At 72.7% G+C, this 24,331-nt stretch carries 28 protein-coding genes; 21 read left to right on the top strand and 7 right to left on the bottom strand.

Translation table 11 applies throughout. From position 1 onward, the window contains the following. Positions 1-81 precede the first annotated feature (81 nt). The 10 genes from hisD to EES42_RS12585 all read left to right on the top strand — a co-directional run bounded on the left by hisD (position 82) and on the right by EES42_RS12585 (position 7,958). Positions 82-1,404, top strand: coding sequence for a histidinol dehydrogenase (gene hisD, locus EES42_RS12545; RefSeq protein WP_124718204.1), 1,323 nt, complete (start codon positions 82-84; stop codon positions 1,402-1,404). Then, a complete protein-coding gene (locus EES42_RS12550) occupies positions 1,401-2,534 on the top strand; it encodes a histidinol-phosphate transaminase (RefSeq protein WP_124718205.1) in 1,134 nt (377 codons plus the stop codon). The genes hisD and EES42_RS12550 overlap by 4 nt, the downstream gene beginning before the upstream one ends. 115 nt (positions 2,535-2,649) lie before the next feature. Beyond that, positions 2,650-3,246 (top strand): imidazoleglycerol-phosphate dehydratase HisB, encoded by a 597-nt coding sequence (gene hisB / locus EES42_RS12555; protein WP_124718206.1) that lies wholly within the window; start codon positions 2,650-2,652, stop codon positions 3,244-3,246. Continuing rightward, positions 3,243-3,410, top strand: coding sequence for a hypothetical protein (locus EES42_RS44685; RefSeq protein WP_164495228.1), 168 nt, complete (start codon positions 3,243-3,245; stop codon positions 3,408-3,410). The genes hisB and EES42_RS44685 overlap by 4 nt, the downstream gene beginning before the upstream one ends. An 11-nt stretch (positions 3,411-3,421) precedes the next feature. Further along, entirely contained in the window at positions 3,422-4,063 is a 642-nt protein-coding gene (gene hisH / locus EES42_RS12560; RefSeq protein ID WP_124718207.1) for an imidazole glycerol phosphate synthase subunit HisH, read from the top strand. After that, positions 4,063-4,788, top strand: coding sequence for a bifunctional 1-(5-phosphoribosyl)-5-((5-phosphoribosylamino)methylideneamino)imidazole-4-carboxamide isomerase/phosphoribosylanthranilate isomerase PriA (priA, locus tag EES42_RS12565; protein WP_124718208.1), 726 nt, complete (start codon positions 4,063-4,065; stop codon positions 4,786-4,788). The genes hisH and priA overlap by 1 nt, the downstream gene beginning before the upstream one ends. Beyond that, positions 4,785-5,183: a RidA family protein gene (locus EES42_RS12570; RefSeq protein WP_124718209.1), complete on the top strand. Its 399-nt coding sequence runs from the start codon at positions 4,785-4,787 to the stop codon at positions 5,181-5,183. Before priA ends, EES42_RS12570 begins: the two co-directional genes overlap by 4 nt. Then, positions 5,180-5,935: an imidazole glycerol phosphate synthase subunit HisF gene (hisF, locus tag EES42_RS12575; protein WP_124718210.1), complete on the top strand. Its 756-nt coding sequence runs from the start codon at positions 5,180-5,182 to the stop codon at positions 5,933-5,935. Before EES42_RS12570 ends, hisF begins: the two co-directional genes overlap by 4 nt. Before the next feature lie 158 nt (positions 5,936-6,093). After that, positions 6,094-6,681 carry an ArsR/SmtB family transcription factor gene (locus tag EES42_RS12580; protein ID WP_124718211.1) on the top strand — a complete coding sequence of 196 codons (588 nt, stop codon included), beginning with the start codon at positions 6,094-6,096 and terminating at the stop codon, positions 6,679-6,681. A gap of 26 nt (positions 6,682-6,707) precedes the next feature. Continuing rightward, entirely contained in the window at positions 6,708-7,958 is a 1,251-nt protein-coding gene (locus EES42_RS12585; RefSeq protein ID WP_124718212.1) for an MFS transporter, read from the top strand. A 17-nt stretch (positions 7,959-7,975) separates the two neighbouring features. Here EES42_RS12585 and EES42_RS12590 read toward each other — a convergent pair whose 3' ends face one another. After that, complete coding sequence (locus tag EES42_RS12590) at positions 7,976-8,608, bottom strand: TIGR03085 family metal-binding protein (protein WP_124718213.1); 633 nt, start codon at positions 8,606-8,608, stop codon at positions 7,976-7,978. 84 nt (positions 8,609-8,692) lie between these two features. Here EES42_RS12590 and hisI point away from each other — a divergent pair, with 84 nt between their 5' ends. From hisI to lgt, 11 genes are all read left to right on the top strand, one after another. Beyond that, positions 8,693-9,076, top strand: a complete 384-nt coding sequence (gene hisI / locus EES42_RS12595) for a phosphoribosyl-AMP cyclohydrolase (RefSeq protein WP_093543499.1) — start codon at positions 8,693-8,695, stop codon at positions 9,074-9,076. After that, positions 9,012-10,583, top strand: coding sequence for an anthranilate synthase component I (locus tag EES42_RS12600; protein ID WP_266494648.1), 1,572 nt, complete (start codon positions 9,012-9,014; stop codon positions 10,581-10,583). Before hisI ends, EES42_RS12600 begins: the two co-directional genes overlap by 65 nt. A gap of 14 nt (positions 10,584-10,597) precedes the next feature. Beyond that, entirely contained in the window at positions 10,598-11,257 is a 660-nt protein-coding gene (locus EES42_RS12605; protein WP_124718215.1) for a TIGR02234 family membrane protein, read from the top strand. A gap of 128 nt (positions 11,258-11,385) precedes the next feature. Then, positions 11,386-11,634, top strand: a complete 249-nt coding sequence (locus tag EES42_RS12610) for an HGxxPAAW family protein (protein WP_124718216.1) — start codon at positions 11,386-11,388, stop codon at positions 11,632-11,634. A gap of 191 nt (positions 11,635-11,825) precedes the next feature. Next, on the top strand, positions 11,826-12,215 hold the full coding sequence (locus EES42_RS12615; protein WP_241196382.1) for a DUF2752 domain-containing protein: 390 nt from the start codon (positions 11,826-11,828) through the stop codon (positions 12,213-12,215). A 124-nt stretch (positions 12,216-12,339) separates the two neighbouring features. After that, complete coding sequence (gene trpC, locus EES42_RS12620) at positions 12,340-13,149, top strand: indole-3-glycerol phosphate synthase TrpC (protein ID WP_124718218.1); 810 nt, start codon at positions 12,340-12,342, stop codon at positions 13,147-13,149. Between the two features lie 47 nt (positions 13,150-13,196). Next, positions 13,197-13,376: a tryptophan biosynthesis modulator TrpM gene (locus tag EES42_RS12625; protein WP_093543548.1), complete on the top strand. Its 180-nt coding sequence runs from the start codon at positions 13,197-13,199 to the stop codon at positions 13,374-13,376. A gap of 137 nt (positions 13,377-13,513) precedes the next feature. After that, on the top strand, positions 13,514-14,794 hold the full coding sequence (gene trpB / locus EES42_RS12630) for a tryptophan synthase subunit beta (protein WP_124718219.1): 1,281 nt from the start codon (positions 13,514-13,516) through the stop codon (positions 14,792-14,794). Beyond that, the gene (gene trpA / locus EES42_RS12635) at positions 14,791-15,603 is read left to right on the top strand and encodes a tryptophan synthase subunit alpha (RefSeq protein ID WP_124718220.1); all 813 of its coding nucleotides are present in this window, start codon (positions 14,791-14,793) and stop codon (positions 15,601-15,603) included. The genes trpB and trpA overlap by 4 nt, the downstream gene beginning before the upstream one ends. 74 nt (positions 15,604-15,677) lie before the next feature. After that, positions 15,678-16,502, top strand: a complete 825-nt coding sequence (locus EES42_RS12640; RefSeq protein ID WP_124718221.1) for a DsbA family protein — start codon at positions 15,678-15,680, stop codon at positions 16,500-16,502. A 110-nt stretch (positions 16,503-16,612) separates the two neighbouring features. Then, positions 16,613-17,623: a prolipoprotein diacylglyceryl transferase gene (gene lgt, locus EES42_RS12645; RefSeq protein WP_124718222.1), complete on the top strand. Its 1,011-nt coding sequence runs from the start codon at positions 16,613-16,615 to the stop codon at positions 17,621-17,623. A 58-nt stretch (positions 17,624-17,681) separates the two neighbouring features. On the opposite strand, the gene EES42_RS12650 is transcribed toward lgt, so the two are convergent. Genes EES42_RS12650 through EES42_RS12675 form a run of 6 tightly spaced genes read right to left on the bottom strand, consistent with a single transcriptional unit; the run spans position 17,682 to position 24,257 of the window. Continuing rightward, complete coding sequence (locus EES42_RS12650; RefSeq protein WP_124718223.1) at positions 17,682-18,506, bottom strand: HpcH/HpaI aldolase/citrate lyase family protein; 825 nt, start codon at positions 18,504-18,506, stop codon at positions 17,682-17,684. Then, positions 18,503-19,702, bottom strand: a complete 1,200-nt coding sequence (locus tag EES42_RS12655) for a CaiB/BaiF CoA transferase family protein (RefSeq protein WP_124718224.1) — start codon at positions 19,700-19,702, stop codon at positions 18,503-18,505. Before EES42_RS12655 ends, EES42_RS12650 begins: the two co-directional genes overlap by 4 nt. Then, complete coding sequence (gene rbsK, locus EES42_RS12660) at positions 19,699-20,583, bottom strand: ribokinase (protein ID WP_124718225.1); 885 nt, start codon at positions 20,581-20,583, stop codon at positions 19,699-19,701. The genes EES42_RS12655 and rbsK overlap by 4 nt, the downstream gene beginning before the upstream one ends. Further along, positions 20,580-21,953 (bottom strand): ADP-ribosylglycohydrolase family protein, encoded by a 1,374-nt coding sequence (locus EES42_RS12665; protein WP_124718226.1) that lies wholly within the window; start codon positions 21,951-21,953, stop codon positions 20,580-20,582. Before EES42_RS12665 ends, rbsK begins: the two co-directional genes overlap by 4 nt. Continuing rightward, positions 21,950-23,137 (bottom strand): ADP-ribosylglycohydrolase family protein, encoded by a 1,188-nt coding sequence (locus tag EES42_RS12670; protein ID WP_164495229.1) that lies wholly within the window; start codon positions 23,135-23,137, stop codon positions 21,950-21,952. Before EES42_RS12670 ends, EES42_RS12665 begins: the two co-directional genes overlap by 4 nt. Next, a complete protein-coding gene (locus EES42_RS12675; protein WP_124718530.1) occupies positions 23,079-24,257 on the bottom strand; it encodes an ADP-ribosylglycohydrolase family protein in 1,179 nt (392 codons plus the stop codon). Before EES42_RS12675 ends, EES42_RS12670 begins: the two co-directional genes overlap by 59 nt. Between the last annotated feature and the right edge of the window lie 74 nt (positions 24,258-24,331).

The following is a 24,331-nucleotide window of genomic DNA, read 5'->3' on the forward strand; positions in this document are numbered from 1 at the left end:
GGTCAGCAGTGACGTCCGGGACATGTATCAGCCAGTGATACGGGCGACCGGACGCCGGAGCCGGTCTGCGAGAATTGCGGTGTGATCTCTCGAATCGATCTGCGCGGCGATGCCCTCCCCGAGGGCGGAGCCCTGCGCGACCTGCTGCCCCGTGCCGAGTTCGACGTGGAAGCCGCCCTGGAGACGGTGCGGCCCATCTGCGAGGACGTACGCCATCGTGGCTCCGCGGCAGTGATCGAGTGGGGGGAGAAATTCGACGGCGTACGGCTCGAATCGATCCGGGTCCCGGCCGGGGCGATCGCCGAGGCCGTCGAGCAGCTCGACCCGGCCGTGCGGGCCGCCCTGGAGGAGTCGATCCGCCGCGCCCGCCTCGTCCACCGCGAGCAGCGCCGCACCACGCACACCACGCAGGTCGTCCCCGGTGGCACCGTCACCGAGAAGTGGGTGCCGGTCGAGCGCGTCGGGCTGTACGTGCCGGGCGGGCGCTCCGTCTACCCGTCGTCCGTGGTCATGAACGTCGTACCGGCCCAGGAGGCGGGCGTCGAGGGCATCGCCGTCGCCTCCCCGCCGCAGAAGGACTTCGGCGGCCTGCCGCACCCCACGATCCTCGCCGCCTGCGCCCTGCTCGGCGTCGACGAGGTGTACGCGGCCGGCGGCGCCCAGGCCGTCGCGATGTTCGCGTACGGAACGGCCGAATGTCTTCCGGTCGACCTCGTCACCGGCCCCGGAAACATCTACGTCGCCGCCGCCAAGCGCCTCCTCAAGGGCCGCATCGGCATCGACGCGGAGGCGGGCCCCACCGAGATCGCGATCCTCGCCGACTCCACCGCCGACCCGGTGCACGTCGCCGCCGACCTGATCAGCCAGGCCGAGCACGACCCGATGGCCGCCGCCGTCCTGGTCACCGACTCCGAGGAGCTGGCCGCGGCCACCGAGGCCGAGCTGAAGCCGCAGATCGCCGCGACCAAGCACGTCACCGACCGGATCGAGCCCGCGCTGGCCGGCCGCCAGTCCGCGATCGTCCTGGTCAACGACCTGGCGGACGGCCTCAAGGTGGTCGACGCGTACGCCGCCGAGCACCTGGAGATCCAGACCGCCGACGCCGCGGCCGTCGCCGACCGGGTCCGCAACGCCGGCGCGATCTTCGTCGGCCCCTGGTCCCCGGTCTCGCTCGGCGACTACTGCGCCGGCTCCAACCACGTGCTGCCCACCGGCGGCTGCGCCTGCCACTCCTCGGGCCTCTCCGTGCAGTCCTTCCTGCGCGGCATCCACATCGTCGACTACACGCGCGACGCGCTCGCCGAGGTCACCCACCACGTGGTGACCCTCGCCGAGGCGGAGGACCTCCCCGCCCACGGCGCCGCGCTCAAGGCCAGGTTCGGCTGGAAGGTCCCGCAGCAGTGACGAACAGCGACACCCCTCGCAAGACCACCCGCATCGACGACCTCCCGATCCGCGAGGAACTGCGCGGCAAGTCCCCGTACGGGGCGCCGCAGCTCGACGTACCCGTGCGGCTGAACACCAACGAGAACCCCTACCCGCTGCCCGAGGCGCTCGTCGACCGGATCGCCGAGCGGGTCCGCGAGGCCGCCCGCGACCTCAACCGCTACCCCGACCGGGACGCCGTCGAGCTCCGTACCGAGCTGGCCCGCTACCTCACCCGCACCGCCGGGCACGAGGTCTCCCTCGCCAACGTCTGGGCGGCCAACGGTTCCAACGAGGTGCTCCAGCAACTGCTGCAGACCTTCGGCGGCCCCGGCCGCACCGCGATCGGCTTCGAGCCCTCGTACTCCATGCACGCCCTCATCGCCCGCGGCACCGGCACCGGCTGGATCTCCGGACCGCGCAACGAGGACTTCACCATCGACGTCGCGGCCGCCGAGAAGGCCATCGCCGAGCACCGGCCCGACGTCGTGTTCATCACCTCGCCCAACAACCCCACCGGCACCGCCGTCGACGCCGGGACCGTGCTCGCGCTGCACGACGCCGCGCAGGCGGCCGGGCCGTCGATGGTCGTGGTCGACGAGGCGTACGGCGAATTCAGCCACCACGCCTCGCTGCTCCCGCTGATCGAGGGCCGGCCGAACATGGTGCTCTCGCGCACCATGTCGAAGGCGTTCGGCGCCGCCGGACTGCGGCTGGGCTACCTCGCCGCCGACCCCGCCGTGGTCGACGCGGTCCAGCTGGTGCGGCTGCCGTACCACCTGTCCTCCGTCACCCAGGCCACCGCGCTCGCCGCCCTGGAGCACACCGATACGCTGCTCGGATACGTCGCGCAGCTCAAGGACGAGCGCGACCGGATCGTCACCGAGCTGCGCGCCCTCGGCTTCGACGTCACCGACTCGGACGCCAACTTCGTGCAGTTCGGCCGCTTCGCCGACAGCCACACCGCCTGGCAGCGGATCCTCGACCGGGGCGTCCTGGTCCGGGACAACGGCGTACCGGGATGGCTGCGGGTCTCCGCGGGCACCCCGGCAGAGAACGACGCGTTCCTCGACGCCGTACGCGAACTGAAGAAGGAGCACGACGCATGAGCCCCCGCGCAGGCCGCGTACCGCATCTCCCGGGGGACGACCCCCGGACCCCCAGCCGACTTGGGGCCGACCGCGATCCGGCCCGGCGAGGCGAGCACAACCAAGGAGCAAACGCATGAGCCCCCGCGTAGGCCGCGTGGAACGCACCACAAAGGAAACCTCGGTGCTCGTCGAGATAGACCTCGACGGCACCGGGAAGGTCGACGTGTCGACCGGGGTCGGGTTCTACGACCACATGCTCGACCAGCTCGGCAGGCACGGACTCTTCGACCTCACGGTCAAGACCGACGGCGATCTGCACATCGACTCGCACCACACCATCGAGGACACCGCCCTCGCCCTCGGCGCCGCGTTCAAGCAGGCGCTCGGCGACAAGGTGGGCATCTACCGCTTCGGCAACTGCACCGTCCCGCTGGACGAGTCGCTCGCCCAGGTCACCGTCGACCTGTCCGGCCGCCCCTACCTGGTGCACACCGAGCCGGAGAACATGGCGCCGATGATCGGCGAGTACGACACGACGATGACCCGGCACATCCTGGAGTCCTTCGTCGCGCAGGCGCAGATCGCCCTGCACGTCCACGTGCCGTACGGGCGCAACGCCCACCACATCGTGGAATGCCAGTTCAAGGCGCTCGCCCGCGCCCTGCGCTACGCCAGCGAACACGACCCGCGCGCCGCCGGGATACTCCCCTCCACGAAGGGCGCGCTGTGACCGGCCTCAACACCATCCTGATCGTCGTCGGCCTCTTCCTGGCCGGCGGCGTCTACTCCTTCGCGAAGCAGGGCATGCCCAAGGGCGTCATCGTCCTGCTCTCGCTCGCCTCCGTGATGTGCCTGCTGGCAGGCATTCTGCGGATCCAGGGACTCTGGGACTGAGGGAACGAGCTGTGAGCGACAACAAGAAGGTCGTCGTCTTCGACTACGGCTTCGGCAACGTCCGCTCCGCCGAGCGGGCCCTGGCCCACGTCGGCGCGGACGTCGAGATCACCCGCGACTTCGACAGGGCGATGAACGCCGACGGGCTGCTGGTGCCCGGCGTCGGCGCGTTCTCCGCCTGCATGGACGGGCTGAAGAAGGCCCGCGGCGAATGGATCATCGGCCGCAGGCTCTCCGGCGGGCGCCCCGTCATGGGCATCTGCGTCGGAATGCAGATCCTCTTCGAGCGCGGCATCGAGCACGGCGTGGAGACGGAGGGCCTGGACGAATGGCCCGGCACCGTCGCCCCGCTGAAGGCCCCGGTCGTCCCGCACATGGGCTGGAACACCGTGCGGGCCCCCGAGGACTCCCGGCTCTTCGCCGGTCTCGACCCCGAGGCCCGGTTCTACTTCGTGCACTCCTACGCCGTGCACGACTGGAGCCTGGAAGTCACCAACCCCAAGATCCGCGCCCCCCGGGTCACCTGGGCCACCCACGGCGAGCCGTTCGTCGCCGCCGTGGAGAACGGCGCCCTGTGGGCCACCCAGTTCCACCCCGAGAAGTCCGGCGATGCCGGCGCCCAGCTGCTGACCAACTGGATCGAGACGCTGTAATGCCGAAGCTTGAACTGCTCCCCGCCGTCGACGTCCGCGACGGCCAGGCCGTCCGCCTCGTCCACGGCGAGTCCGGCTCCGAGACCTCCTACGGCTCCCCGCTGGAGGCCGCCCTCGCCTGGCAGCGCGCCGGCGCCGAGTGGCTGCACCTCGTCGACCTGGATGCCGCCTTCGGCACCGGTGACAACCGTGCGCTGATCGCCGAGGTGGCCGGCGCCATGGACATCAAGGTCGAGCTGTCCGGCGGCATCCGCGACGACGCCTCGCTCGCCGCCGCCCTCGCCACCGGCTGCCGCCGGGTCAACCTCGGCACCGCCGCCCTGGAGACCCCGGAGTGGGTCGCCAAGGTCATCGCCGAGCACGGTGACCAGATCGCCGTCGGCCTCGACGTCCGCGGCACGACGCTGCGCGGCCGCGGCTGGACCCGCGACGGCGGCGACCTCTACGAGACGCTCGCCCGTCTCGACTCCGAGGGCTGCGCCCGCTACGTCGTCACCGACATCGCCAAGGACGGCACGCTCCAGGGCCCCAACCTGGAGCTCCTGAAGAACGTCTGCGCCGCCACCGACAAGCCCGTCGTCGCCTCCGGCGGCGTCTCCTCGCTGGACGACCTGCGGGCCATCGCCTCGCTCGTACCGGACGGCGTCGAGGGCGCGATCGTCGGCAAGGCGCTGTACGCGAAGGCGTTCACCCTCGAAGAGGCGCTGCGGGTGGTCTCCGGATGAGCGACTCCGTCAACCGCGTCTCCTCCGGCGGTCCGTGGGAGGAGAAGTTCGGCTACTCCCGCGCGGTGCAGCTGCCGAACGGCCTCGTCCTGGTCGCCGGCTGCACCTCGGTGGAGAACGGCCAGATCTCCGCGGGCGGCCCGTACGAGCAGACCGTCACCTCCTTCAGGGTCGCCTTCGACGCGCTGAAGCAGTTCGGCCTGGGCCGCGAGGACGTCGTCCGCACCCGGATGTACATCACGCACGCCCGGGACGTGGACGAGGTCGGCCGCGCCCACAAGGAACTCTTCGACGACGTCCGCCCCGCCGCGTCGATGATCATCGTGTCCGGTTTCGTGGACCCGAGCCTGGTCGTCGAGGTCGAGGTCGAGGCCTACCGGGCAGGTGCGCGGTGAGCCTCGCGGTACGCGTCATCCCCTGCCTGGACGTCGACAACGGCCGGGTCGTCAAGGGCGTCAACTTCCAGAACCTGCGCGACGCGGGCGACCCCGTCGAGATGGCGAAGCTGTACGACGCCGAGGGCGCCGACGAGCTGACCTTCCTGGACATCACCGCGTCCAGCGGCGACCGGGAGACCACCTACGACGTGGTGCGCCGCACCGCCGAGCAGGTCTTCATCCCGCTCACGGTCGGCGGCGGCGTCCGCACCGCCGACGACGTCGACAAGCTGCTGCGGGCCGGCGCGGACAAGGTCGGCGTCAACACCGCCGCCATCGCCCGCCCCGACCTCATCCGGGAGATCGCCGAGCGCTTCGGCCGCCAGGTCCTGGTGCTCTCGGTGGACGCCCGGCGCACCCCCGCCGGCACCTTCGAGGTCACCACGCACGGCGGCCGCAAGGGCACCGGCATCGACGCCGTCGAATGGGCGCACCGCGCCGCCGAGCTGGGCGCGGGCGAGATCCTGCTCAACTCGATGGACGCGGACGGCACCAAGGACGGCTACGACACCGAGATGATCACGGCGGTGCGGAAGCACGTGACCGTCCCCGTCATCGCCTCCGGCGGCGCCGGCCGGCTGGCCCACTTCGCGCCCGCCATCGAGGCGGGCGCCGACGCGGTGCTCGCCGCCTCCGTCTTCCACTTCGGCGATCTGCGGATCTCCGAGGTCAAGGACGCGCTCAGGGAGGCCGGCCACCCGGTCCGCTGAGCAGCCGTACGTACGAGCCCGACGCCGGGCGGAGCCGAGGAACCGGTCCCGTCCGGCGTCGGGCTTTTCCACGGCCTCCGTCCCACCATCCCGGGTTCCGCAGCTTTTATTGCGCAAGAATGATTGCGCAAGTTTTCTTTTCCATCTACGGTCGGGGCATGGCAAGCAAGGAATCACGCCGGGTCTCGGACCTGGAGACCCTGAAGGCGTTCGGCCACCCCCTGCGGATGCGGCTCTACCGGGCGCTCTACATCGCCCGCAAGGCCACCGCGTCCCAACTGGCCGACCAGGTCGACGAGGCGGTCTCGCTCGTCAGCTACCACCTGCGCAAGCTCGCCGACCACGGCCTGATCGAGGAGGCCGAGCAGCAGGGCGCGGACGGCCGCGAACGCTGGTGGCAGCCCGCCTCGAAGGGGCTGAACTTCCACGAGGAGGACTTCACCGACGCCCCCGAGAAGGCCGCCACGCACGCCGCCGTCGGCCGGCTCTCCTTCGACCAGCACATCGAGCTGTACCGCCGCTACCTCGACTCGGCCCCGAGCTGGCCGCTCCAGTGGCGCAGCGCCGCCTCCAGCTCCGAGTACCTGGCCCGGCTCACCGCCGAGGAGCTCGCCGCGCTCAGCCGCGAGATGCACGAGGTGGTCGACCGGTACGAGGAACTCGGCCGCGCCCGCGAGGAGGCCGGGGACACCGAAGGCCGCGAGAACGTCGCCGTACACCTGTACACATTCCCGTTCCGCCCCTGACCCGCCGTCCCGGGAGGCCGACCCCCATGACCGTCACCGACACCGGAACACCCGCGCGGACCGCCGGACGCCCCGCCCACCGCGACGCCAACGTGCTGCGCTGGCTCGGCGCCTACACCGCCTCGATGATCGGCGACAGCGTCTACTACATGGCGCTCGCCTGGGCCGCCGCCCGCACCGGCGGCGGCACCCAGACCGGGGTCGTCCTCGCCGTCGGCTCCATACCCCGGGCCGTGCTGATGCTCGGCGGGGGAGTGCTCGCCGACCGGATCGGGCCGCGCCGCGTCGTCATCGGCAGCGACACCGCCCGCTGCCTGGTCGTCCTCGGCCTGGCCGGCGCGCTGCTGTTCACCTCGCCCGCGTTGTGGATGCTGATCGCCGTCGCGCTCGTCTTCGGCGTGGTCGACGCACTCTTCCTGCCCGCCGTCGGAGCCCTGCCGCCCCGGGTCACCGAATCCGGACAGCTGGCCCGCGTCCAGGGGATGCGCGGGCTCGCCACACGCCTCGCCAACGTCGTCGGAGCCCCGCTCGGCGGCGTCGCGGTGGCCCTCGGCGGACCGACGCTCGCGTTCGCCGCGGCCGGACTGCTCTTCGCGGTGTCGCTGCCGCTGCTGCTGTCCCTGCGGATCCGCCCGCTGCCCGAGCAGGACGGCGCCGAACCGTCCGGCACCGCCTGGCACGACCTGGCCGACGGGCTGCGCCACATCCGCCGCCACCCGCTGCTCGGACCGCTGATGATCGTCGTCGCCGTCAGCGAACTGGGCTTCGTCGGGCCGCTCAACCTCGGCCTGATCCTGCTCGCCGAGGAGCGCCACTGGGGCGCGTCCGGCATGGGCTGGATCATCGCCGCCTTCGGGACCGGCGCCGGGGCGACGGCACTGCTGCTCGCCGTGCGCGGCCGGGTGCCGCGCGCCGGACTCGTGATGTGCCTGGCCGTGCTGGTCGGCGCGGTCGCCATCGGCACCCTGGCCCAGCTGCCCTCGGTGGCCCTCGCAGCCGCCGCGGCGGTCTGTGTCGGGCTCTTCGCGGGCCTCGGCGGCTCGCTGTGCGGGGCCCTGATCCAGACCGTCACCGAACCCGCCTACCTCGGCCGGGTCACCTCGGTCTCGACGCTCTTCACCCACGCGATCGCCCCACTCAGCTACCCGGTCACGGGTGCCGCCGTCGCGGTCTGGGGGACCGGCCCGGTCTTCGCCACCAGCGCCGCACTGTGCGCCGCCGGAGCGCTGACGGGCCTGGCCTTCACCCGGCTGCGCCGCGCGGAACTCCCGGGCTGACGCCCGACCCGTAAGCCCTACATCCCCAGCTCCGCCGTGTGCAGCCGGTCCACCGCCTCCTTGTCGCCCTCCAGGCCGACCACGGCCGCGTCCTGCCGCCCGAACGCGAAGAGCAGCAGCTCGCCCGGCTCGCCGGTCACCGTCACCACCGGGGTGCCCTTGTGCGCCACCGCCGTCTGGCCGTCCGGGCGGCGCAGCACCAGCCCCACCGGGGACCTGCGGCCCAGGAGCCGGGCCGTCCGCTCGGCGCGCGCCCACAGCACATCGGCGAACACCGGGTCCAGCTCCCGCCGCGACCAGTCCGGCTGGGCCCGGCGGACGTCCTCCGTATGGATGTAGAACTCGACGGTGTTGGCGGCCTCGTCGATCTGCTTCAGGCCGAACGGGGACATCCTCGGCGGTCCGGTACGGATCAGCTGGATCAGCTCCTCGTACGGCTTCGCCGCGTACTCCGCCTGCACCCGGTCGAGGCGGTTCTTCAGAACGCCCAGCACCACCCCTCCCGCCGCGTCCGGACGGCGCTCCCGGACCACCACATGGGCGGCCAGGTCCCGGGCCGTCCAGCCCTGGCACAGGGTCGGGGCCTCCGGTCCCGCCGCCTCCAACAGATCGGCGAGCAGGAGTCGTTCACGCTTCGCATGGGTCGACATGGTCGCCAGCGTACGACCGTCGCGCGCGGTCCGCCCAGTGGACGCCGCACGGAACCGCCCCCGCGGCCACGGCACAATGGGCGCATGACCAGCGCGCCCACGCCCAGCACCCCGCCGCCGTCCGGCAACCTCGACCCGGCCATCGCGGCCCGACTCAAGCGCGGTGCCGACGGACTCGTCCCGGCCATCGCCCAGCAGTACGACACCGGCGAGGTACTGATGCTCGGCTGGATGGACGACGAGGCCCTGCACCGCACCCTCACCACCGGCCGCTGCACCTACTGGTCCCGCAGCCGCCAGGAGTACTGGGTCAAGGGCGACACCTCGGGCCACATCCAGCAGGTCAAGTCCGTCGCGCTCGACTGTGACGCCGACACCGTCCTCGTCCGGGTCGACCAGACGGGTGCCGCCTGCCACACCGGCGACCGCACCTGCTTCGACGCCGACGTCCTCCCGCTCGCGCAGTAAAGGGCCAGCCGCCATGGATCTCGACACCTTCCGCAAGCTTGCCGTCGACCGGCGCGTCATCCCCGTCAGCCGCAGGCTCCTCGCGGACGGCGACACCCCGGTCGGGCTCTACCGCAAACTCGCGGGCGAACGCACCGGCACCTTCCTCCTGGAGTCCGCGGAGAACGGCCGCACCTGGTCGCGTTACTCCTTCATCGGGGTACGCAGCGCCGCCACCCTCACCGCACGCGACGGACAGGCCCACTGGCTGGGCGTCCCGCCCGTCGGCGTCCCCGTCGACGGGGACCCGCTCCAGGCCCTGCGCGCCACCATCGAGACCCTGCACACCCCGCACGACCTGGTCGTCGACGACGCACTGCCCCCGTTCACCGGCGGCATGGTCGGCTACCTCGGCTACGACATCGTGCGCCGCCTGGAGAAGATCGGCGACAGCACCGAGGACGACCTGCGCCTCCCCGAGCTGACGATGCTGCTCACCTCCGACCTGGCGGTGCTCGACCACTGGGACGGCAGCGTCCTGCTGATCGCCAACGCGATCAACCACAACGACCTGACGACCGGCGTCGACGAGGCGTACGCGGACGCCGTCGCGCGCCTCGACGCCATGGAACGGGACCTCTCCCGCCCGGTCGAGAACGCCCCCGCCGCCCTCCCGCCCTCCGAGCTGCCCCCGTACACCGCGCTGTGGGGCGGCGAGGCCTACCAGGACGCCGTGGAGGACGTGAAGGAGCGCATCAGGGCCGGCGAGGCCTTCCAGGTCGTCCCCTCCCAGCGCTTCGAAACCCCGTGCACGGCAAGCGCGTTGGACGTCTACCGGGTGCTGCGCGCCACCAACCCGTCGCCGTACATGTACCTCTTCCGGTTCGACGGCTTCGACGTCGCCGGCTCCAGCCCGGAGGCCCTGGTCAAGGTCGAGGACGGACGCGCCATGGTCCACCCGATCGCCGGCACCCGGCACCGCGGCGCCACCCCGCAGGAGGACCAGGCACTCGCCGACGAACTCCTCGCCGACCCGAAGGAACGCGCCGAGCACCTGATGCTGGTCGACCTCGGCCGCAACGACCTGGGACGGGTCTGCGCACCCGGCACCGTCGAGGTCGTCGACTTCATGTCGATCGAGCGGTACTCGCACGTGATGCACATCGTCTCCACCGTCACCGGCCGGGTCGCCGAGGGCCGAACCGCCTTCGACGTACTCACCGCCTGCTTCCCCGCCGGCACCCTCTCCGGCGCCCCCAAGCCCCGCGCGATGCAGATCATCGAGGAGCTCGAACCCACCCGCCGCGGCCTGTACGGAGGCTGCGTCGGCTACCTCGACTTCGCCGGGGACTCCGACACCGCCATCGCCATCCGCACCGCCCTGCTCCGCGACGGCACCGCGTACGTCCAGGCCGGGGCCGGCGTGGTCGCCGACTCCGACCCGGTCGCCGAGGACACCGAGTGCCGCAACAAGGCCGCGGCGGTGCTCCGCGCGGTGCATACGGCCAACCGGCTCCACGCCGGCTGAGGCGGTAGGGGATAGTGGGGTACGTGAGTGCTGTCCCCGTACCCCAGCCCCGTGCCCGAGTCGCCACCGCGTCCGACGCCTCGGGAAGCCGTCGCAGTCTGGCCGCCGGTCTGCTCCTCGGGGCGGCGGGCGCCACCGTCGTCCTGCTCGCCTCCGGCCAGACCTGGGCCGAGGGCCGGGCGTCCGTCGGCGGCGGCTCGCTGCCCCTGACCGCCGACGGCCAGGACGTCACCGGCCTCCCGGCGGCCCTCGCCATAGTCGGCCTGGCCGCCCTCGTCGCCGTCTTCGCGGTCCGCGGCACCGGCCGGCTGCTGGTCGCCGGGCTCCTCGCCCTCAGCGGCCTCGGCGCCGGACTGAGCGCCTGCCTCGGTGCCGCCGACAGCGCGGCGCTGGACGAGAAGGCGGCACAGACGACCGGCGACACCTCGGCGGTCATCGGCGCGCTCACCCACACCGCGTGGCCCTACGTCACCGCGGCCGGCGGCCTGCTGATCCTGCTCGCCGGGCTGCTCGCCCTGCGCTACGGGAAGCGCTGGCCCACCATGTCGGGACGGTACGAACGGGACGGCACCCCCCGCCCCCGCAAGGCCGCCCGCACCGCCCCGGACCCGGACCGGCCCGAGGACCTCTGGAAGGCCCTGGACCGCGGTGAGGACCCGACGCGCGAGACGTGACCCCCAGACTCACGTCCTACCCGCACGTACGGGACAATGAAGCCGATCTTTCAGCACGGCGGCACCAACAGCGCCACCAGCTTTGCGTACAGCGATACCCACAGCGCATCACCAACAAGGAGCAACTCATGGCGGGCAGCAGCCACGGACACACCCCGGCCGCCTGGACCGGTGTCATCATCTCCTTCATCGGCTTCTGCGTCGCAGGCGTCTTCATGGTCGCGGCCAACGTCGTCGGCTTCTGGGCCGGAATCGCCATCGTCCTCCTCGGCGGTGTCGTCGGCCTCGCGATGAAGGCCGCGGGCCTCGGCATGCCGAAGGAGTCGGCGGAGATGGCCCAGGCCAGGGCCCGCGCCGGGCAGGCGCAGCTCTCCTGACACCACGCGGCACCCGTACGCGCACGAGGCGCAGCCCGGCCCGGGCTGCGCCTTTCCGCGTCAACGGGGACAATCACCGGGTGGACGCATCGCCTACCTCCGCCGCCGCAGTGCCGGCCCCGGCCTCCGGGCCCGCTCCCGGCCGCCCGTCCCCGCCGGTCTTCCCCCCGGCCCCCGTACCCCCCTCGCGCATCCGGCGGCTGGCCGTCCCGGCGGGCGTGCTGGCCGTCGTCGTCGGGGCGTTCGGCTACGTCGGCGCCGTCGACCCCAATCAGCCGGGCCACTACCCGGTCTGCCCGCTGCTCCGGTTCACCGGGCTCTACTGCCCGGGCTGCGGAGGACTGCGCAGCGCCCACGCCGTCGCGCACGGCGACATCGCCGCCGCCCTCGGCTCCAACGCGCTCGCCGTCGTCGGTTACGGCGTCTTCGCCGTCCTGTGGGCGGTCTGGGCGGTCCGCGCCTGGCGGGGCAGGCCCATGAGCATCGCGGCGAAACCGGCCGTCTGGTGGGGGATCGGGGCCGTGCTGCTGATCTTCTCGGTGGTGCGGAACCTACCGATCGGTTCGGCTCTGGCACCCTGAATGCCCAGGTAGTGGGACATCTGCCGACCGGATTCGGGCCGACGGCCCTCCTGCGGATAGCATTGATATGGCTGATCCTGTTCTGCTGTTTACCTCATCACCGTCCCGGAAGGGGGCCGCTCGCGTGAGTGTGCTCGACGAGATCATCGACGGCGTGCGCGCCGACCTCGCGGAGCGGCAGGCGCGTGTCAGCCTCGACGAGCTGAAGGAACGCGCCGCGCGCGCTCCCGGGGCCAAGGACGGAGTCGCCGCCCTGCGCGGCGAGGGCGTCACCGTCATCTGCGAGGTCAAGCGTTCCAGCCCCTCCAAGGGTGCCCTGGCCGCGATCGCCGACCCGGCCGCGCTCGCCGCGGACTACGAGGCGGGCGGCGCGTCCGTCATCTCGGTCCTCACCGAGGAGCGCCGCTTCGGCGGTTCGCTCGCCGACCTGGAGGCGGTCCGCGCCAAGGTCGACATCCCGGTCCTGCGCAAGGACTTCATCGTCACCTCGTACCAGCTCTGGGAGGCCCGCGCCTACGGCGCCGACCTCGCCCTGCTGATCGTCGCCGCACTCGACCAGGAGGCCCTGGTCTCCCTGATCGAGCGCGCCGAGTCCATCGGCCTGACGCCGCTGGTCGAGGCGCACGACGAGGAGGAGGCGGAGCGTGCCGTGGACGCCGGAGCGAAGATCATCGGTGTCAACGCGCGCAACCTGAAGGACCTCAAGGTCGACCGCTCCACCTTCGAGCGCGTCGCCCCGGAGATCCCGGACCACATCGTCAAGGTGGCCGAATCCGGTGTCCGTGGCCCGCACGACCTGATCGCGTACGCCAACGCGGGCGCCGACGCGGTGCTGGTGGGCGAATCCCTGGTCACCGGCCGCGACCCGCGGTCCGCCGTCGCCGACCTGGTCGCCGCCGGCGCCCACCCGGCCCTCCGGCACGGACGGGGCTGACCGGAACCGTGACCGCCGACCGCTGCGCGTACCGAGTCCGGCCGGGCCTGCGCCCCGCCGGTACGACGGCCGCCCGTGACCCGCACGCCCCGCTGGCGCGCGGCTGCCGCCCGCGCGGCTGCCGCGCCCCCGCGCGCCGGGTGCACGGCCGGCGTGTGCGGTACGTGATCGGGGACGAGCCCGGTCAGGTCAACGGCATGCGATGGCGCACGGGGACCGCGCTGTAGCGAGCCCCGGCCGACGTACCCGCACCACTCCAGTCGTACGTACGACCGCACCGCCCGACCGATCGCCGGTCGCGGTGGCGCTCCGCTCACGGCGCATACGGTGAATCCACCCATTGCGATGTCGAGGAGCACGTCGGATGTCATCTGACTTCTTCATTCCGGACCCGGAGGGTCTGATCCCCAGCGCCGAGGGGTACTTCGGTGCGTTCGGCGGCAAGTTCATCCCGGAGGCGCTCGTCGCCGCCGTGGACGAGGTCGCCGTCGAGTACGACAAGGCCAAGCACGACCCGGCCTTCGCCGCCGAGCTCAACGAGCTCATGGTCAACTACACCGGCCGCCCCAGCGCGCTGACCGAGGTCCCGCGCTTCGCCGAGCACGCCGGCGGCGCCCGGATCTTCCTCAAGCGCGAGGACCTCAACCACACCGGCTCGCACAAGATCAACAACGTGCTGGGCCAGGCGCTGCTCACCAGGCGCATGGGCAAGACCCGGGTCATCGCCGAGACCGGCGCCGGCCAGCACGGCGTCGCCACCGCGACCGCCTGCGCGCTCTTCGGCCTCGAATGCACCATCTACATGGGCGAGATCGACACCGAGCGGCAGGCGCTGAACGTGGCGCGGATGCGGATGCTCGGCGCCGAGGTCATCGCCGTGAAGTCCGGCTCCAGGACCCTGAAGGACGCCATCAACGAGGCGTTCCGCGACTGGGTCGCCAATGTGGACCGCACGCACTACCTCTTCGGCACCGTCGCCGGACCGCACCCCTTCCCGGCCATGGTCCGCGACTTCCACCGGGTCATCGGCGTCGAGGCCCGCCGCCAGATCCTGGAGCGGACCGGCCGGCTGCCGGACGCCGCCATCGCCTGTGTCGGCGGCGGCTCCAACGCCATCGGGCTCTTCCACGCCTTCATCCCGGACGCGGGTGTCCGGCTGATCGGCTGCGAGCCCGCCGGACACGGCGTGGAGACCGGCGAGCACGCGGCGACCCTGACCGCGGGCGAGCCCGGCATCCTGCACGGCTCGCGCAGCTACGTCCTCCAGGACGACGAGGGCCAGATCACCGAGCCGTACTCCATCTCGGCCGGTCTGGACTACCCGGGCATCGGCCCGGAGCACTCGTACCTCAAGGACATCGGCCGCGGCGAGTACCGCGCGGTCACCGACGACGCCGCCATGCAGTCGCTGCGCCTGCTCTCCCGCACCGAGGGGATCATCCCGGCCATCGAGAGCGCCCACGCGCTGGCCGGCGCCCTGGAGGTCGGCAAGGAGCTCGGCAAGGACGGGCTGATCGTGGTCAACCTGTCCGGCCGCGGCGACAAGGACATGGACACGGCAGCCCGCTACTTCGGGCTGTACGACGGGGCCGACGGGGTCGTCGAGGCCGATGTGGCCGACGGGGAAGAGGAGGTCACCAAGTGAGCGGCAATGTGGAGCTGTTGAGTTCCGCCCTCGCACAGGCGAAGGCGGAGAACCGGGCCGCCCTCATCGCGTACCTCCCGGCCGGGTTCCCGACCGTCGACGGCGGGATCGAGGCCGTGAAGGCGGTCGTGGCCGGCGGCGCCGACATCGTCGAGGTGGGGCTGCCTCACAGCGACCCGGTGCTCGACGGACCGGTCATCCAGACCGCCGACGACATCGCCCTGCGCGGCGGCGTGAAGATCGCCGACGTGATGCGCACGGTCCGCGAGGCCCACGAGGCGACCGGTGTCCCGATCCTCGTCATGACGTACTGGAACCCGATCGACCGCTACGGCGTCGAGCGCTTCACCGCCGAGCTCGCCGAGGCGGGCGGCGCCGGGTGCATCCTGCCCGACCTGCCGGTCCAGGAGTCCGCGCTGTGGCGCGAGCACGCCGACAAGCACGGTCTCGCGACCGTCTTCGTCGTCGCGCCGAGCAGCAAGGACGAGCGCCTCGCCACCATCACCGCGGCCGGCTCCGGCTTCGTCTACGCGGCCTCGCTGATGGGCGTCACCGGCACCCGCGCCTCGGTCGGCGAGCAGGCTCAGGACCTGGTCCTGCGCACCCGCGCCACGACGGAGCTGCCGGTCTGCGTCGGCCTGGGCGTCTCCAACGCCGGGCAGGCCGCCGAGGTCGCGGGCTTCGCCGACGGGGTGATCGTCGGCTCCGCCTTCGTCAAGGCGATCCTGGACGCCCCCGACGAGGCGGCCGGCCTGACCGCCGTCCGCTCTCTGGCGGGCGAACTCGCCGAAGGCGTTCGAAAGCGCTGAACCGGGTGTAATCCGAACGGGTGGACCTGGACCGGGGAGGCACGCACGTGCCTCCCCGGTTCGTTGCTGCGGGTGTGAGCGAGAAGAACGAACAGGGAAAAAGGGCCGCGCGAGACCGGCTCGTACAGCAGCGCGAGCGCCAGCGGGAGAGCGAGCGCCGCAGGCGCACACTGATCGTCAGCAGCGCGGTGGTGGGTGTGCTGGCGCTGGCCGCCGTCGTCGGCGTGATCGCCGCGAATTCGGGCGGCAAGAGCGGCAAGAGCGAGGCGGGTCCCCTCGTCGCCCCGTCCGGCGCGACCGGGAAGGACAGCCTGGCCATCCAGGTCGGCGCGGACGGCGCCCCGTCCACACTCACGATCTGGGAGGATTTCCGCTGCCCGGTCTGCGCCCAGTTCGAGAACGCCTTCCGCGACACGGTCCACCAGCTGGAGAACAGCGGACAGATCAAGGTCGAGTACCACCTCGCCACGATCATCGACGGGAATCTCGGCGGCAGCGGCTCGCTGCGGGCGGCCAACGCGGCGGCCTGCGCACAGGACGCCGGGAAGTTCCCCGCGTACCACGACGTGCTCTACCGCAACCAGCCGCAGGAGTCCGTCGACACCTTCGGTGACAACGACAAGCTGATCGAGCTCGCGGGGAAGGTGCCGGAGCTCGACACCCCCGACTTCCGCAGCTGTGTCAACGACGGCAAGCACGACAGCTGGGTCCAGAAGTCCAACACGGCGTTCCAGAACGGCGGATTCCAGGGCACACCGACCGCGCTGCTCAACGGCGAATCGATCTTCCCGAAGAAGGGGAACGAACCGATCACCGAGGCGAACCTGAAGAAGTGGGTGGCCGAGGCCAACAAGGGCAAGAAGCCGGGCGCCGTCACCCCCGCCCCGTCGGGTTCCTGACCGGCCCCCGGGCGGGGTCCGGCAAGGGGAATCGATGACCTGCCCGTTACCCAGACGTTGTCGGGTGGGTTGCCGTACGCCCCACCCGGCAAGGTAGCGTCGACCTTGCCATGGACCTTGCCTATATTCCCAGCCCGTCGACCGGCGTGATCGATCTCGGCCCGATCCCGCTCCGCGGCTACGCGTTCTGCATCATCATCGGTGTCTTCGTCGCCGTCTGGTTCGGCAACAAGCGCTGGGTCGCCCGGGGCGGCAGATCCGGCACCGTTGCCGACATCGCCGTCTGGGCGGTGCCCTTCGGCCTCGTCGGCGGCCGGCTCTACCACGTGATCACCGACTACCAGCTGTACTTCAGCGAGGGTGAGAACTGGGTCGACGCCTTCAAGATCTGGCAGGGCGGCCTCGGCATCTGGGGCGCGGTCGCGCTCGGTGCCGTCGGCGCCTGGATCGGCTGCCGCCGCCGCGGGATCCCGCTGCCCGCCTGGGCCGACGCGCTCGCCCCCGGCCTCGCTTTCGCCCAGGCCTGCGGCCGCTGGGGCAACTGGTTCAACCAGGAGCTGTACGGCAAGGCGACCGACCTGCCGTGGGCGCTGAAGATCAGCGAGGGCCCCAACCGGGTCGCCGGCACCTATCACCCGACGTTCCTCTACGAGTCGCTGTGGTGCATCGGTGCCGGCCTGCTGGTGATCTGGGCGGACCGCCGCTTCAAGCTCGGACACGGCCGGGTGTTCGCCCTGTACGTCGCCGCGTACTGCGCGGGGCGGGGCTGGATCGAGTACATGCGGGTCGACGAGGCCCACCACATCCTGGGCCTGCGCCTGAACGTGTGGACCGCGCTGATCGTCTTCGTGCTGGCCGTGGCGTACTTCGTGATCTCGGCGAAGGTGCGGCCGGGGCGCGAGGAGATCGTGGAGCCGGGAGCCGCGGAGGAAGCGGCGGCCGCGGCGGAGGCCGGTGACGCCGAGAGCGTCGAGGGCGTCGAGACCGCCAAGGACGACAAGGACGACGCGGGCGAGGGCTCGAAGGGCGGCGGTGACGCCGAGCGTGCCGACGACCCCGACGACAGCGCCACCCGGAAGCCGGCGAAGAACGGCACCGCGGAAGCGGCGAAGAACGCCTGAACCGTGTGAACCCGTGCGTGGGCCCCGGACCGCTGGTCCGGGGCCCACGCTTTTGTCCTCAATCGCCGGACGGGCCCGATGCACCGGCCAGTGCCAGCGTCCTGCGGGCCGAGGCCACCACCGCCGCGTCGACGAACCGGCCGTCCGGCAGGGCCAGCGCGCCCTCGTCCGCCACGGCCGCCGCCACGATCTCCGCCGCCGCCTCGATCTCCTGCGGCGTCGGGCGGAACGCCCGCTCGATGACCGGGAGCTGGCGGGGGTGGATCGCCGCCCGGCCCAGGAAACCCAGCGCCCGGCCGTGCGCGCAGGACGTCCACAGGCCGTCCAGGTCCCGGACGTCCGGGAACACCGACTGGGTGGGCGGGGCGAGTCCGGCCGCGCGGGCGGCGACCACCACCCGGCTGCGCGACCAGTCGAGGCCGGCGTCGTCCCGTACCCCCAGATCGGCCCGGAGGTCCGCCTCGCCTAGGGCGATGGAACGCACCTGGGGATGGGACGCGGCCACCGAGTACGCGTGCTCGATGCCGAGCGCCGACTCCAGCAGCGGGCAGAGCGCGACGCCCGGCGCCACGGCCGCGATGTGATGGACGGACGCGGCGTGCGTGATCTTGGGCAGCCGGAGCTCGGCGAGCCCCGGCAGCCCGGCCAGGGCGATGACGTCCGCCTCGGTGTGGACCCGGACGTGGACCGGCACGGCCGTGTCCCCGGCCGCTTCGGAGAGCAGCTCGGCGGTGGCCGAGCGCGCGTACTCCTTGCGGTCCGGGGCGACCGCGTCCTCCAGGTCCACGATCACCACGTCCGCGCCCGAGTCCCGCGCCTTGCGCACTACTTCCGGCCGGTCCCCGGGGACGTACAGCCAGGTGAGCGGGACCGCCGCCGTCACAGGACGTGCTCCGCCCGCAGCGCCGAGATCTCCGGGCCCGACAGGCCCAGCCCGGTGAGGATCTCCTCGGTGTCCGCGCCGTGCGGGCGGCCGGCCCAGCGGATCGCGCCCGGTGTCGCGGAGAGCCGGAACAGCACGTTCTGCATCCGCAGCGGGCCCAGCTCCGGGTCGTCGACCTCGGTGACGGAGTCCAGGGCCCGGTACTGCGGGTCCTCCATCACGTCCTGGATGTCATGGATCGGCGCGATGGCCGCCTCCGCCTTCTCGAAGGCCGATAGGGCCTCCTCGCGGGTGTGCCGGGCGATCCAGTTGCCGACCGCCTCGTCGAGCTCGTCGGCGTGCTCGGCGCGGGTGGTGCCGGCGGCGAACCAGGGCTCGTCGATCAGTTCGACCCGGCCGACCAGGTGCATCACCCGCTCAGCGATCGACTGCGCGGAGGTGGAGACCGCGACCCAGTGCCCGTCCGAGGTGCGGTAGGTGTTGCGCGGGGCGTTGTTGCGGGAGCGGTTGCCGGTGCGCGGCTGTACGTAGCCGAGCTGGTCGTACCAGATGGGCTGCGGGCCGAGCACGGTCAGGATGGGCTCGATGATCGCCATGTCGACGATCTGCCCCCGGCCGGTGCGTTCGCGTCCGGCGAGCGCGGCCATCACGGCGTAAGCGGTGGCCAGTGCCGCGATCGAGTCGGCGAGGCCGAACGGCGGCAGCGTGGGCGGCCCGTCCGGCTCCCCGGTGATCGCGGCGAAGCCGCTCATCGCCTCGGCCAGGGTGCCGAAGCCGGGGCGGTGCGCGTACGGGCCGAACTGTCCGAATCCGGTGACCCTGACCAGGACGAGGCGCGGGTTGACCGCGTGCAGCTCCGCCCAGCCCAGGCCCCAGCGCTCCAGTGTCCCGGGCCGGAAGTTCTCGATGATCACATCCGTTCCGGCGGCCAGCCGCAGCAGGATGTCGCGACCGCCGGGCGTGGACAGATCGAGGGTCAGATTGCGTTTGTTGCGGCCGAGCAGTTTCCACCACAGGCCGACGCCGTCCTTCGTGGGGCCGTGCCCGCGTGAGGGGTCGGGCCGGCGCGGATGCTCGACCTTGATCACCTCGGCGCCGAAGTCGCCGAGCATGGTGGCGGAGAGCGGACCGGCGAAGAGCGTGGCGAGGTCGACGACCCGCAGCCCGGTCAGGGGGGCCTGCGCGGGCGCGGTCATGCGGCGTCGATCTCGGTGCGGTACGGCATGGAGGTCGAGGCGCCCGGCCGCTGTACGCACAGCGCGGCGGCCGACGACGCCCAGGCCAGCGCCCGGGGCACGGGCCGTCGCTCACCGAGCGCGACGGCGAGCGTGCCGACGAAGGTGTCGCCGGCCCCGGTGGTGTCGACGGCGGTGACCTCGGGGGCGGGCAGGACGACGGGTTCGCCGCCCCGGGCCGCGTAGAGGCAGCCCTTCGAGCCGAGCGTGATGACGACCGCGGGGACCTGGCTGAGCAGGTACCGCGCCGAGGCGTGGGGGTCGGTGAATCCGGAGAGCTCGGCAGCCTCGTGCTCATTGGGGATCAACAGGTCGACGCAGTCGAGGAGTTCGGACGGCAGCGGCTGCACGGGAGAGGGGGTGAGGATGGTCCGGACGCCCTGGGCGTGGGCCACCCGGGCGCCCTCGATCACCGCGGACAGCGGCAGCTCCAGCTGGAGCAGCAGCAGATCGGCTCCGGCGATGGCGGCCATCTCGCCGGGGCCGAGGGCGGTGACGGCGCCGTTGGCGCCGGGGACCACCACGATGGAGTTGGCCCCCGTGTCGTCCACCACGATGTGCGCGGTGCCGCTGGGGCCCTCGACCGTGTGCAGCAGATCGGTGTCGATGCCCGCGTGCTCCAGATTCGACCGCAGCCGTACGCCGTACTCGTCGTCACCGACCGCGCCGATCATCGTCACCTCGCCGCCCGCGCGGGCGGCGGCGACGGCCTGGTTGGCGCCCTTGCCGCCGGGTACGGTGCGGAACTCCCGTCCGGTGACGGTCTCTCCGCGTCCCGGGGCCCGTTCGGCGTATGCGACGAGGTCCATATTGGTGCTGCCGAGCACCGCGATGCCGGTCATGGGCACAGTGCCTCCTTGTGGGTGAGCCGGTGGGTCTGTTCGGCGAGTTCGTCGAAGCCGATGGAGTCGAAACCGGGGACGGACGAGGCGAGACGGTTCTTCAGCGGGGTGGTCCAGCGGTCGGGCAGCAGCGAGGGGGCCCCGGCCAGCAGCCCGGCGAGCGAACCGGCGGTCGCGCCGTTGGAGTCGGTGTCCCAGCCGCCGGACACCGCCCGGCAGACGGAGAGCGAGAAGTCGCCGTCGGCATGAGTGAGGGCGGCGGCGAGCAGCGCGGCGTTGGGCAGCACATGGACCCAGTGATACCGGCCGTACTCGGCGTGCAGCCGGTCGGTCACCGCGTCGAAGTCGGCGTTGTCGCGGGCCGCTGCGATGCCGAAGCGCACCGCCCGCGCGAACCGGGATCGCGGTGGTACCACCCGCAGCCCGGTGGCCAGGCACCCGTGCACATCGCTCCCGCCGCCGGCCGCCTCGGCGAGCGCCGCGGCGGTGAACATCGCTCCGTAGACCCCGTTGGCGGTGTGGCTGAGCACGGCGTCCCGATGAGCCTGTTCCGCTGCGGCCGCCGGGTCGCCCGGGTTGGTCCAGCCGTGCACATCGGCCCGGATCTGCGCGCCGATCCACTCCCGGAACGGATTGCGGTACCTGGCGGTGTGCGGGGGCTCGACGCCGTCCAGCAGATTGCGGTACGCGACCCGCTCGGCGGTGAACGTCCGGCCCGCCGGGAGTTCGTCGAGCCAGAGCCTGGCGAGATCGCCGGTGGTGAAGGAAGGGCCGTATCGCTGGATCAACAGCACAGTGAGCAAGGGGTAGTTGAGGTCGTCGTCCTCGGGCATGCCGTCGATGTTCTCGGCCAGCGAGTTGGGCGCGGAGCGACGGTTCCAGGGGTAGGTGGCGGCCAGCGGGGCGGGCAGCCCCTTGGCGGTGAACCAGGTGGTGAGCGGCCAGTTGCCGGTGGCGCGGGCCAATGCGCGGATGCCTTCCAGCGGCAGCTTCTCGACGGGTTTGCCGAGCAGGCAGCCGGCCGCCCGGCCCAGCCAGGCGGCGTGCAGCCGGTCCCGGCTCACCGCCGGGGCGTCCGTCCGGGGCGCCGGCCAGTCGGGGCACGCGGCCCGGATCGCGGCCCGGTCCGTCGGCTCGTCCACCGCCGACGGCGAGTCCAGCAGGGCGAGTTCGTCGAGCAGCCGCTCGGCGAGCGCCCGCAGCTCGGGCGCCGGCGGAGTGGACGCGCCCGCGCGCTCCGGGGCGGGGGCGCCGCCCGCCTCGTACCACCGGCGTGCGACGTCCCGCGCGTCCCGCCCGTCCTCGGCCGCCTGGCGCAGTTCGTGCCCGACGAGGTCCTCCGGCTGCACCCATGTCACCCGTACGGTCATGGCGCACCCACAAGCGCGGCGAACGCCGACTCGTGCGCGCGGCGCCGGGCCGTGTCCCGTACGAACACCTCGCGGGCGACGTCCGCCAGGGTCCGTGCGGGGGCGTGCAGATCGAGGCGGCTGGCCTCGGCGACCGTTGTCACCCAGTCGGCGGGGATCGTCCGAGTGCCGTGCAGTGCTCCCGCCACGGCGCCGCTCATGGTGGCGATCGAGTCGCAGTCCCGGCCGTAGTTGACCGAGCCGAGCACCGTGTGCCGGTAGTCGCCGTCCGCGACGAGCAGCATGCCGAGGGCGATCGGGAGCTCCTCGATGGCGTGCAGCCGGGAGGGTCTGCGGGCGCCGAGGGACGGGGCGCGGTAGTCGGGGCCGACCGTGTCGAAGGGGGCGACGGCGGCGCGCAGCGGGGCCAGCGCCGACTCGAAGCCGTCGTGCCCGGCGGCCGCTTCGCACACCGCCTCGATCGCCGAGCGGGTGCCGTCCTTGGCGAGCGACAGGCAGGTGTCGACGACGGTGGCGGGGGTCGCGCCCGGCGCGCAGGCGGCGGCGACGGCAGCCGCGAAGACCCCGGCCGCCTCCCTTCCGTAGCTCGACTGGTGGGCGCCGGCGACATCCAGTGCCTCGGCGTACGCGGCCTCCGGGTGGGCGGCGTTGACCAGGCCGACCGGGGCCATGTACATCGCCGCACCGCAGTTGACGATGTTCCCGTTGCCCGCCTCGCGCGGATCGACATGGCCGTAGTGCAGCCGGGCGACGATCCACTTCTCGGCGAGGAAGATCCGCTGGAGCGGCAGCGCCTCGGCCTCCAGCTCCGGGATCCAGCGGGGGCGGGAGATCAGCTCGGGCACGAGATGGCCGGCGACCGCGTAGGCGTCGAGATGGTCGCGCACCTCGCCGTACACCCGCACCAGCGCATGGGTCATCAGGGTGTCGTCGGTGACGTGCCCATCACCCTTGTGGTACGGGGCGATGGGGCGTGCGGTGCGCCAGTCCTCGCCGTCCCACGGGCCCACGACGCCGTCGATCCGCCCGCCGTGGCGGGCCACGATCTGCTCGGGGGACCGGCCCTCCACCGGGCCGCCGAGCGCGTCGCCGACGGCGGCGCCGACGAGTGCGCCGGCGATCCGTTCATCGAGTGTGAGTGTCGTGGGTCCGGCCTCGGACAGCGTGGGCGTCATGGATGTCATGTCCGAATTGTCTACCCGGGGGCTTCGGTTCCGTGTCTGCCAGCAGCCCGGCGAGTTCGATGAGATCGGTCCCCGCGAGGCGGGGCAGCGCACACCCCGCGAGGGTGCGGCAGGCCTCGCGCCAGCCGTCCGGGACGGCACCGATCCCGCCGAGTGCGCCGGTCAGCGCGCCGGCCAGCGCGGGCGCCGAGTCCGCCACCCGGGACAGGCACGCCGCCGCGGGAACGGCCTGGGCGATCTGGCCGCGGGCGGCGGTGGCCAGGGCGAGGGTGACCGGGACGGTCTCGGCGGCGGCGATCCCGTAGCTGTAGACGTGGTCGACGATCTGATGCTCCAGCACCGGGACCAGGGCGAAGGCGCCCGCCGCCTCGCCGACGAAGTCACGGGCGATCCGTACGGCGTGGGCGGCGTTGCGGGCGATCTCGGTGCCTTCGGGGAGCTGGGCGAGCGCGGCGTTCACCGCGGTGTCCACATCCGCACCGCCCAGCGCCTCGGCGATCGCCGCCGCCATCGCGCGGGCACCGTGCACCCCGTCGCCGTCCTGGGTGTAGCGCGCGTCGAACTCGGCGAGGTCGGCGGCGGCCGCGGGGTCGGCGGGGTGGGCGACGGCGAGCACGGCGGCCCGTACGCAGGCCGCGTCGTCGAAGTAGTGCGGGTTGTCGTGGCCGGTGGCGGGCGGGCGCAGTCCGGCGGCGAGATTGCCGAGCCCGGCCCGTACCGAGATCCGGGCACGCAGCGGGAGCACCGCGGACTCGACCTCGGGGGCACGGGCGGCGGCTGCGGCGACCTCGGCGGCCAGCGCGTTCCAGGCGACGTCGATGGCGGCCCGCATCCGGCGTCCGGGGGAGAGGCCGTGCAGCGGACCGGCCGCCGAGGTGAGTACGGTCCCGGCGGCGAAGGCCGCCCATTCGGCGTCGTCGGAGGGCCCCAGCCGCAGCGGTTCGGGCGGCTGGTTGAGCGCGATGGGGACGGGCAGCGTGGTGGTGGCGTTCAGCTCGGCGAAGGTGTCGAGCTCCCGGGTGAGGCGCCGGGTCCACTCGGGCATCCGGGCCGCCCGGTGCCGGGCGGCGGGCCATCCGGCGGCGTCACCTGCGGCGAGCCCGAGCAGCAGCCCCTCGATCCGGGCCCGGTGCCCGACAGCGGGCCGGGTGCGGAGCCGGGCGGCGGGGGAGGCGGGCGCGGAGGTGGCGGGGG

Origin of the sequence: Streptomyces sp. ADI95-17, from assembly GCF_003846175.1 — a bacterium.
Classification (GTDB): Bacteria; Actinomycetota; Actinomycetes; order Streptomycetales; family Streptomycetaceae; genus Streptomyces; species Streptomyces sanglieri.

What these genes read in the sequence shown, in the direction of transcription:
- hisB (WP_124718206.1), top strand. Translation starts at nt 2,650, where the DNA reads ATGAGCCCCCGCGTAGGCCGCGTGGAACGCACCACAAAGGAAACCTCG.
- priA (WP_124718208.1), top strand. Translation starts at nt 4,063, where the DNA reads ATGCCGAAGCTTGAACTGCTCCCCGCCGTCGACGTCCGCGACGGCCAG.
- EES42_RS12570 (WP_124718209.1), top strand. Translation starts at nt 4,785, where the DNA reads ATGAGCGACTCCGTCAACCGCGTCTCCTCCGGCGGTCCGTGGGAGGAG.
- EES42_RS12580 (WP_124718211.1), top strand. Translation starts at nt 6,094, where the DNA reads ATGGCAAGCAAGGAATCACGCCGGGTCTCGGACCTGGAGACCCTGAAG.
- EES42_RS12585 (WP_124718212.1), top strand. Translation starts at nt 6,708, where the DNA reads ATGACCGTCACCGACACCGGAACACCCGCGCGGACCGCCGGACGCCCC.
- EES42_RS12590 (WP_124718213.1), bottom strand. Translation starts at nt 8,608, where the DNA reads ATGTCGACCCATGCGAAGCGTGAACGACTCCTGCTCGCCGATCTGTTG.
- hisI (WP_093543499.1), top strand. Translation starts at nt 8,693, where the DNA reads ATGACCAGCGCGCCCACGCCCAGCACCCCGCCGCCGTCCGGCAACCTC.
- EES42_RS12610 (WP_124718216.1), top strand. Translation starts at nt 11,386, where the DNA reads ATGGCGGGCAGCAGCCACGGACACACCCCGGCCGCCTGGACCGGTGTC.
- trpB (WP_124718219.1), top strand. Translation starts at nt 13,514, where the DNA reads ATGTCATCTGACTTCTTCATTCCGGACCCGGAGGGTCTGATCCCCAGC.
- lgt (WP_124718222.1), top strand. Translation starts at nt 16,613, where the DNA reads ATGGACCTTGCCTATATTCCCAGCCCGTCGACCGGCGTGATCGATCTC.
- EES42_RS12655 (WP_124718224.1), bottom strand. Translation starts at nt 19,702, where the DNA reads ATGACCGCGCCCGCGCAGGCCCCCCTGACCGGGCTGCGGGTCGTCGAC.
- rbsK (WP_124718225.1), bottom strand. Translation starts at nt 20,583, where the DNA reads ATGACCGGCATCGCGGTGCTCGGCAGCACCAATATGGACCTCGTCGCA.
- EES42_RS12665 (WP_124718226.1), bottom strand. Translation starts at nt 21,953, where the DNA reads ATGACCGTACGGGTGACATGGGTGCAGCCGGAGGACCTCGTCGGGCAC.
- EES42_RS12670 (WP_164495229.1), bottom strand. Translation starts at nt 23,137, where the DNA reads ATGACATCCATGACGCCCACGCTGTCCGAGGCCGGACCCACGACACTC.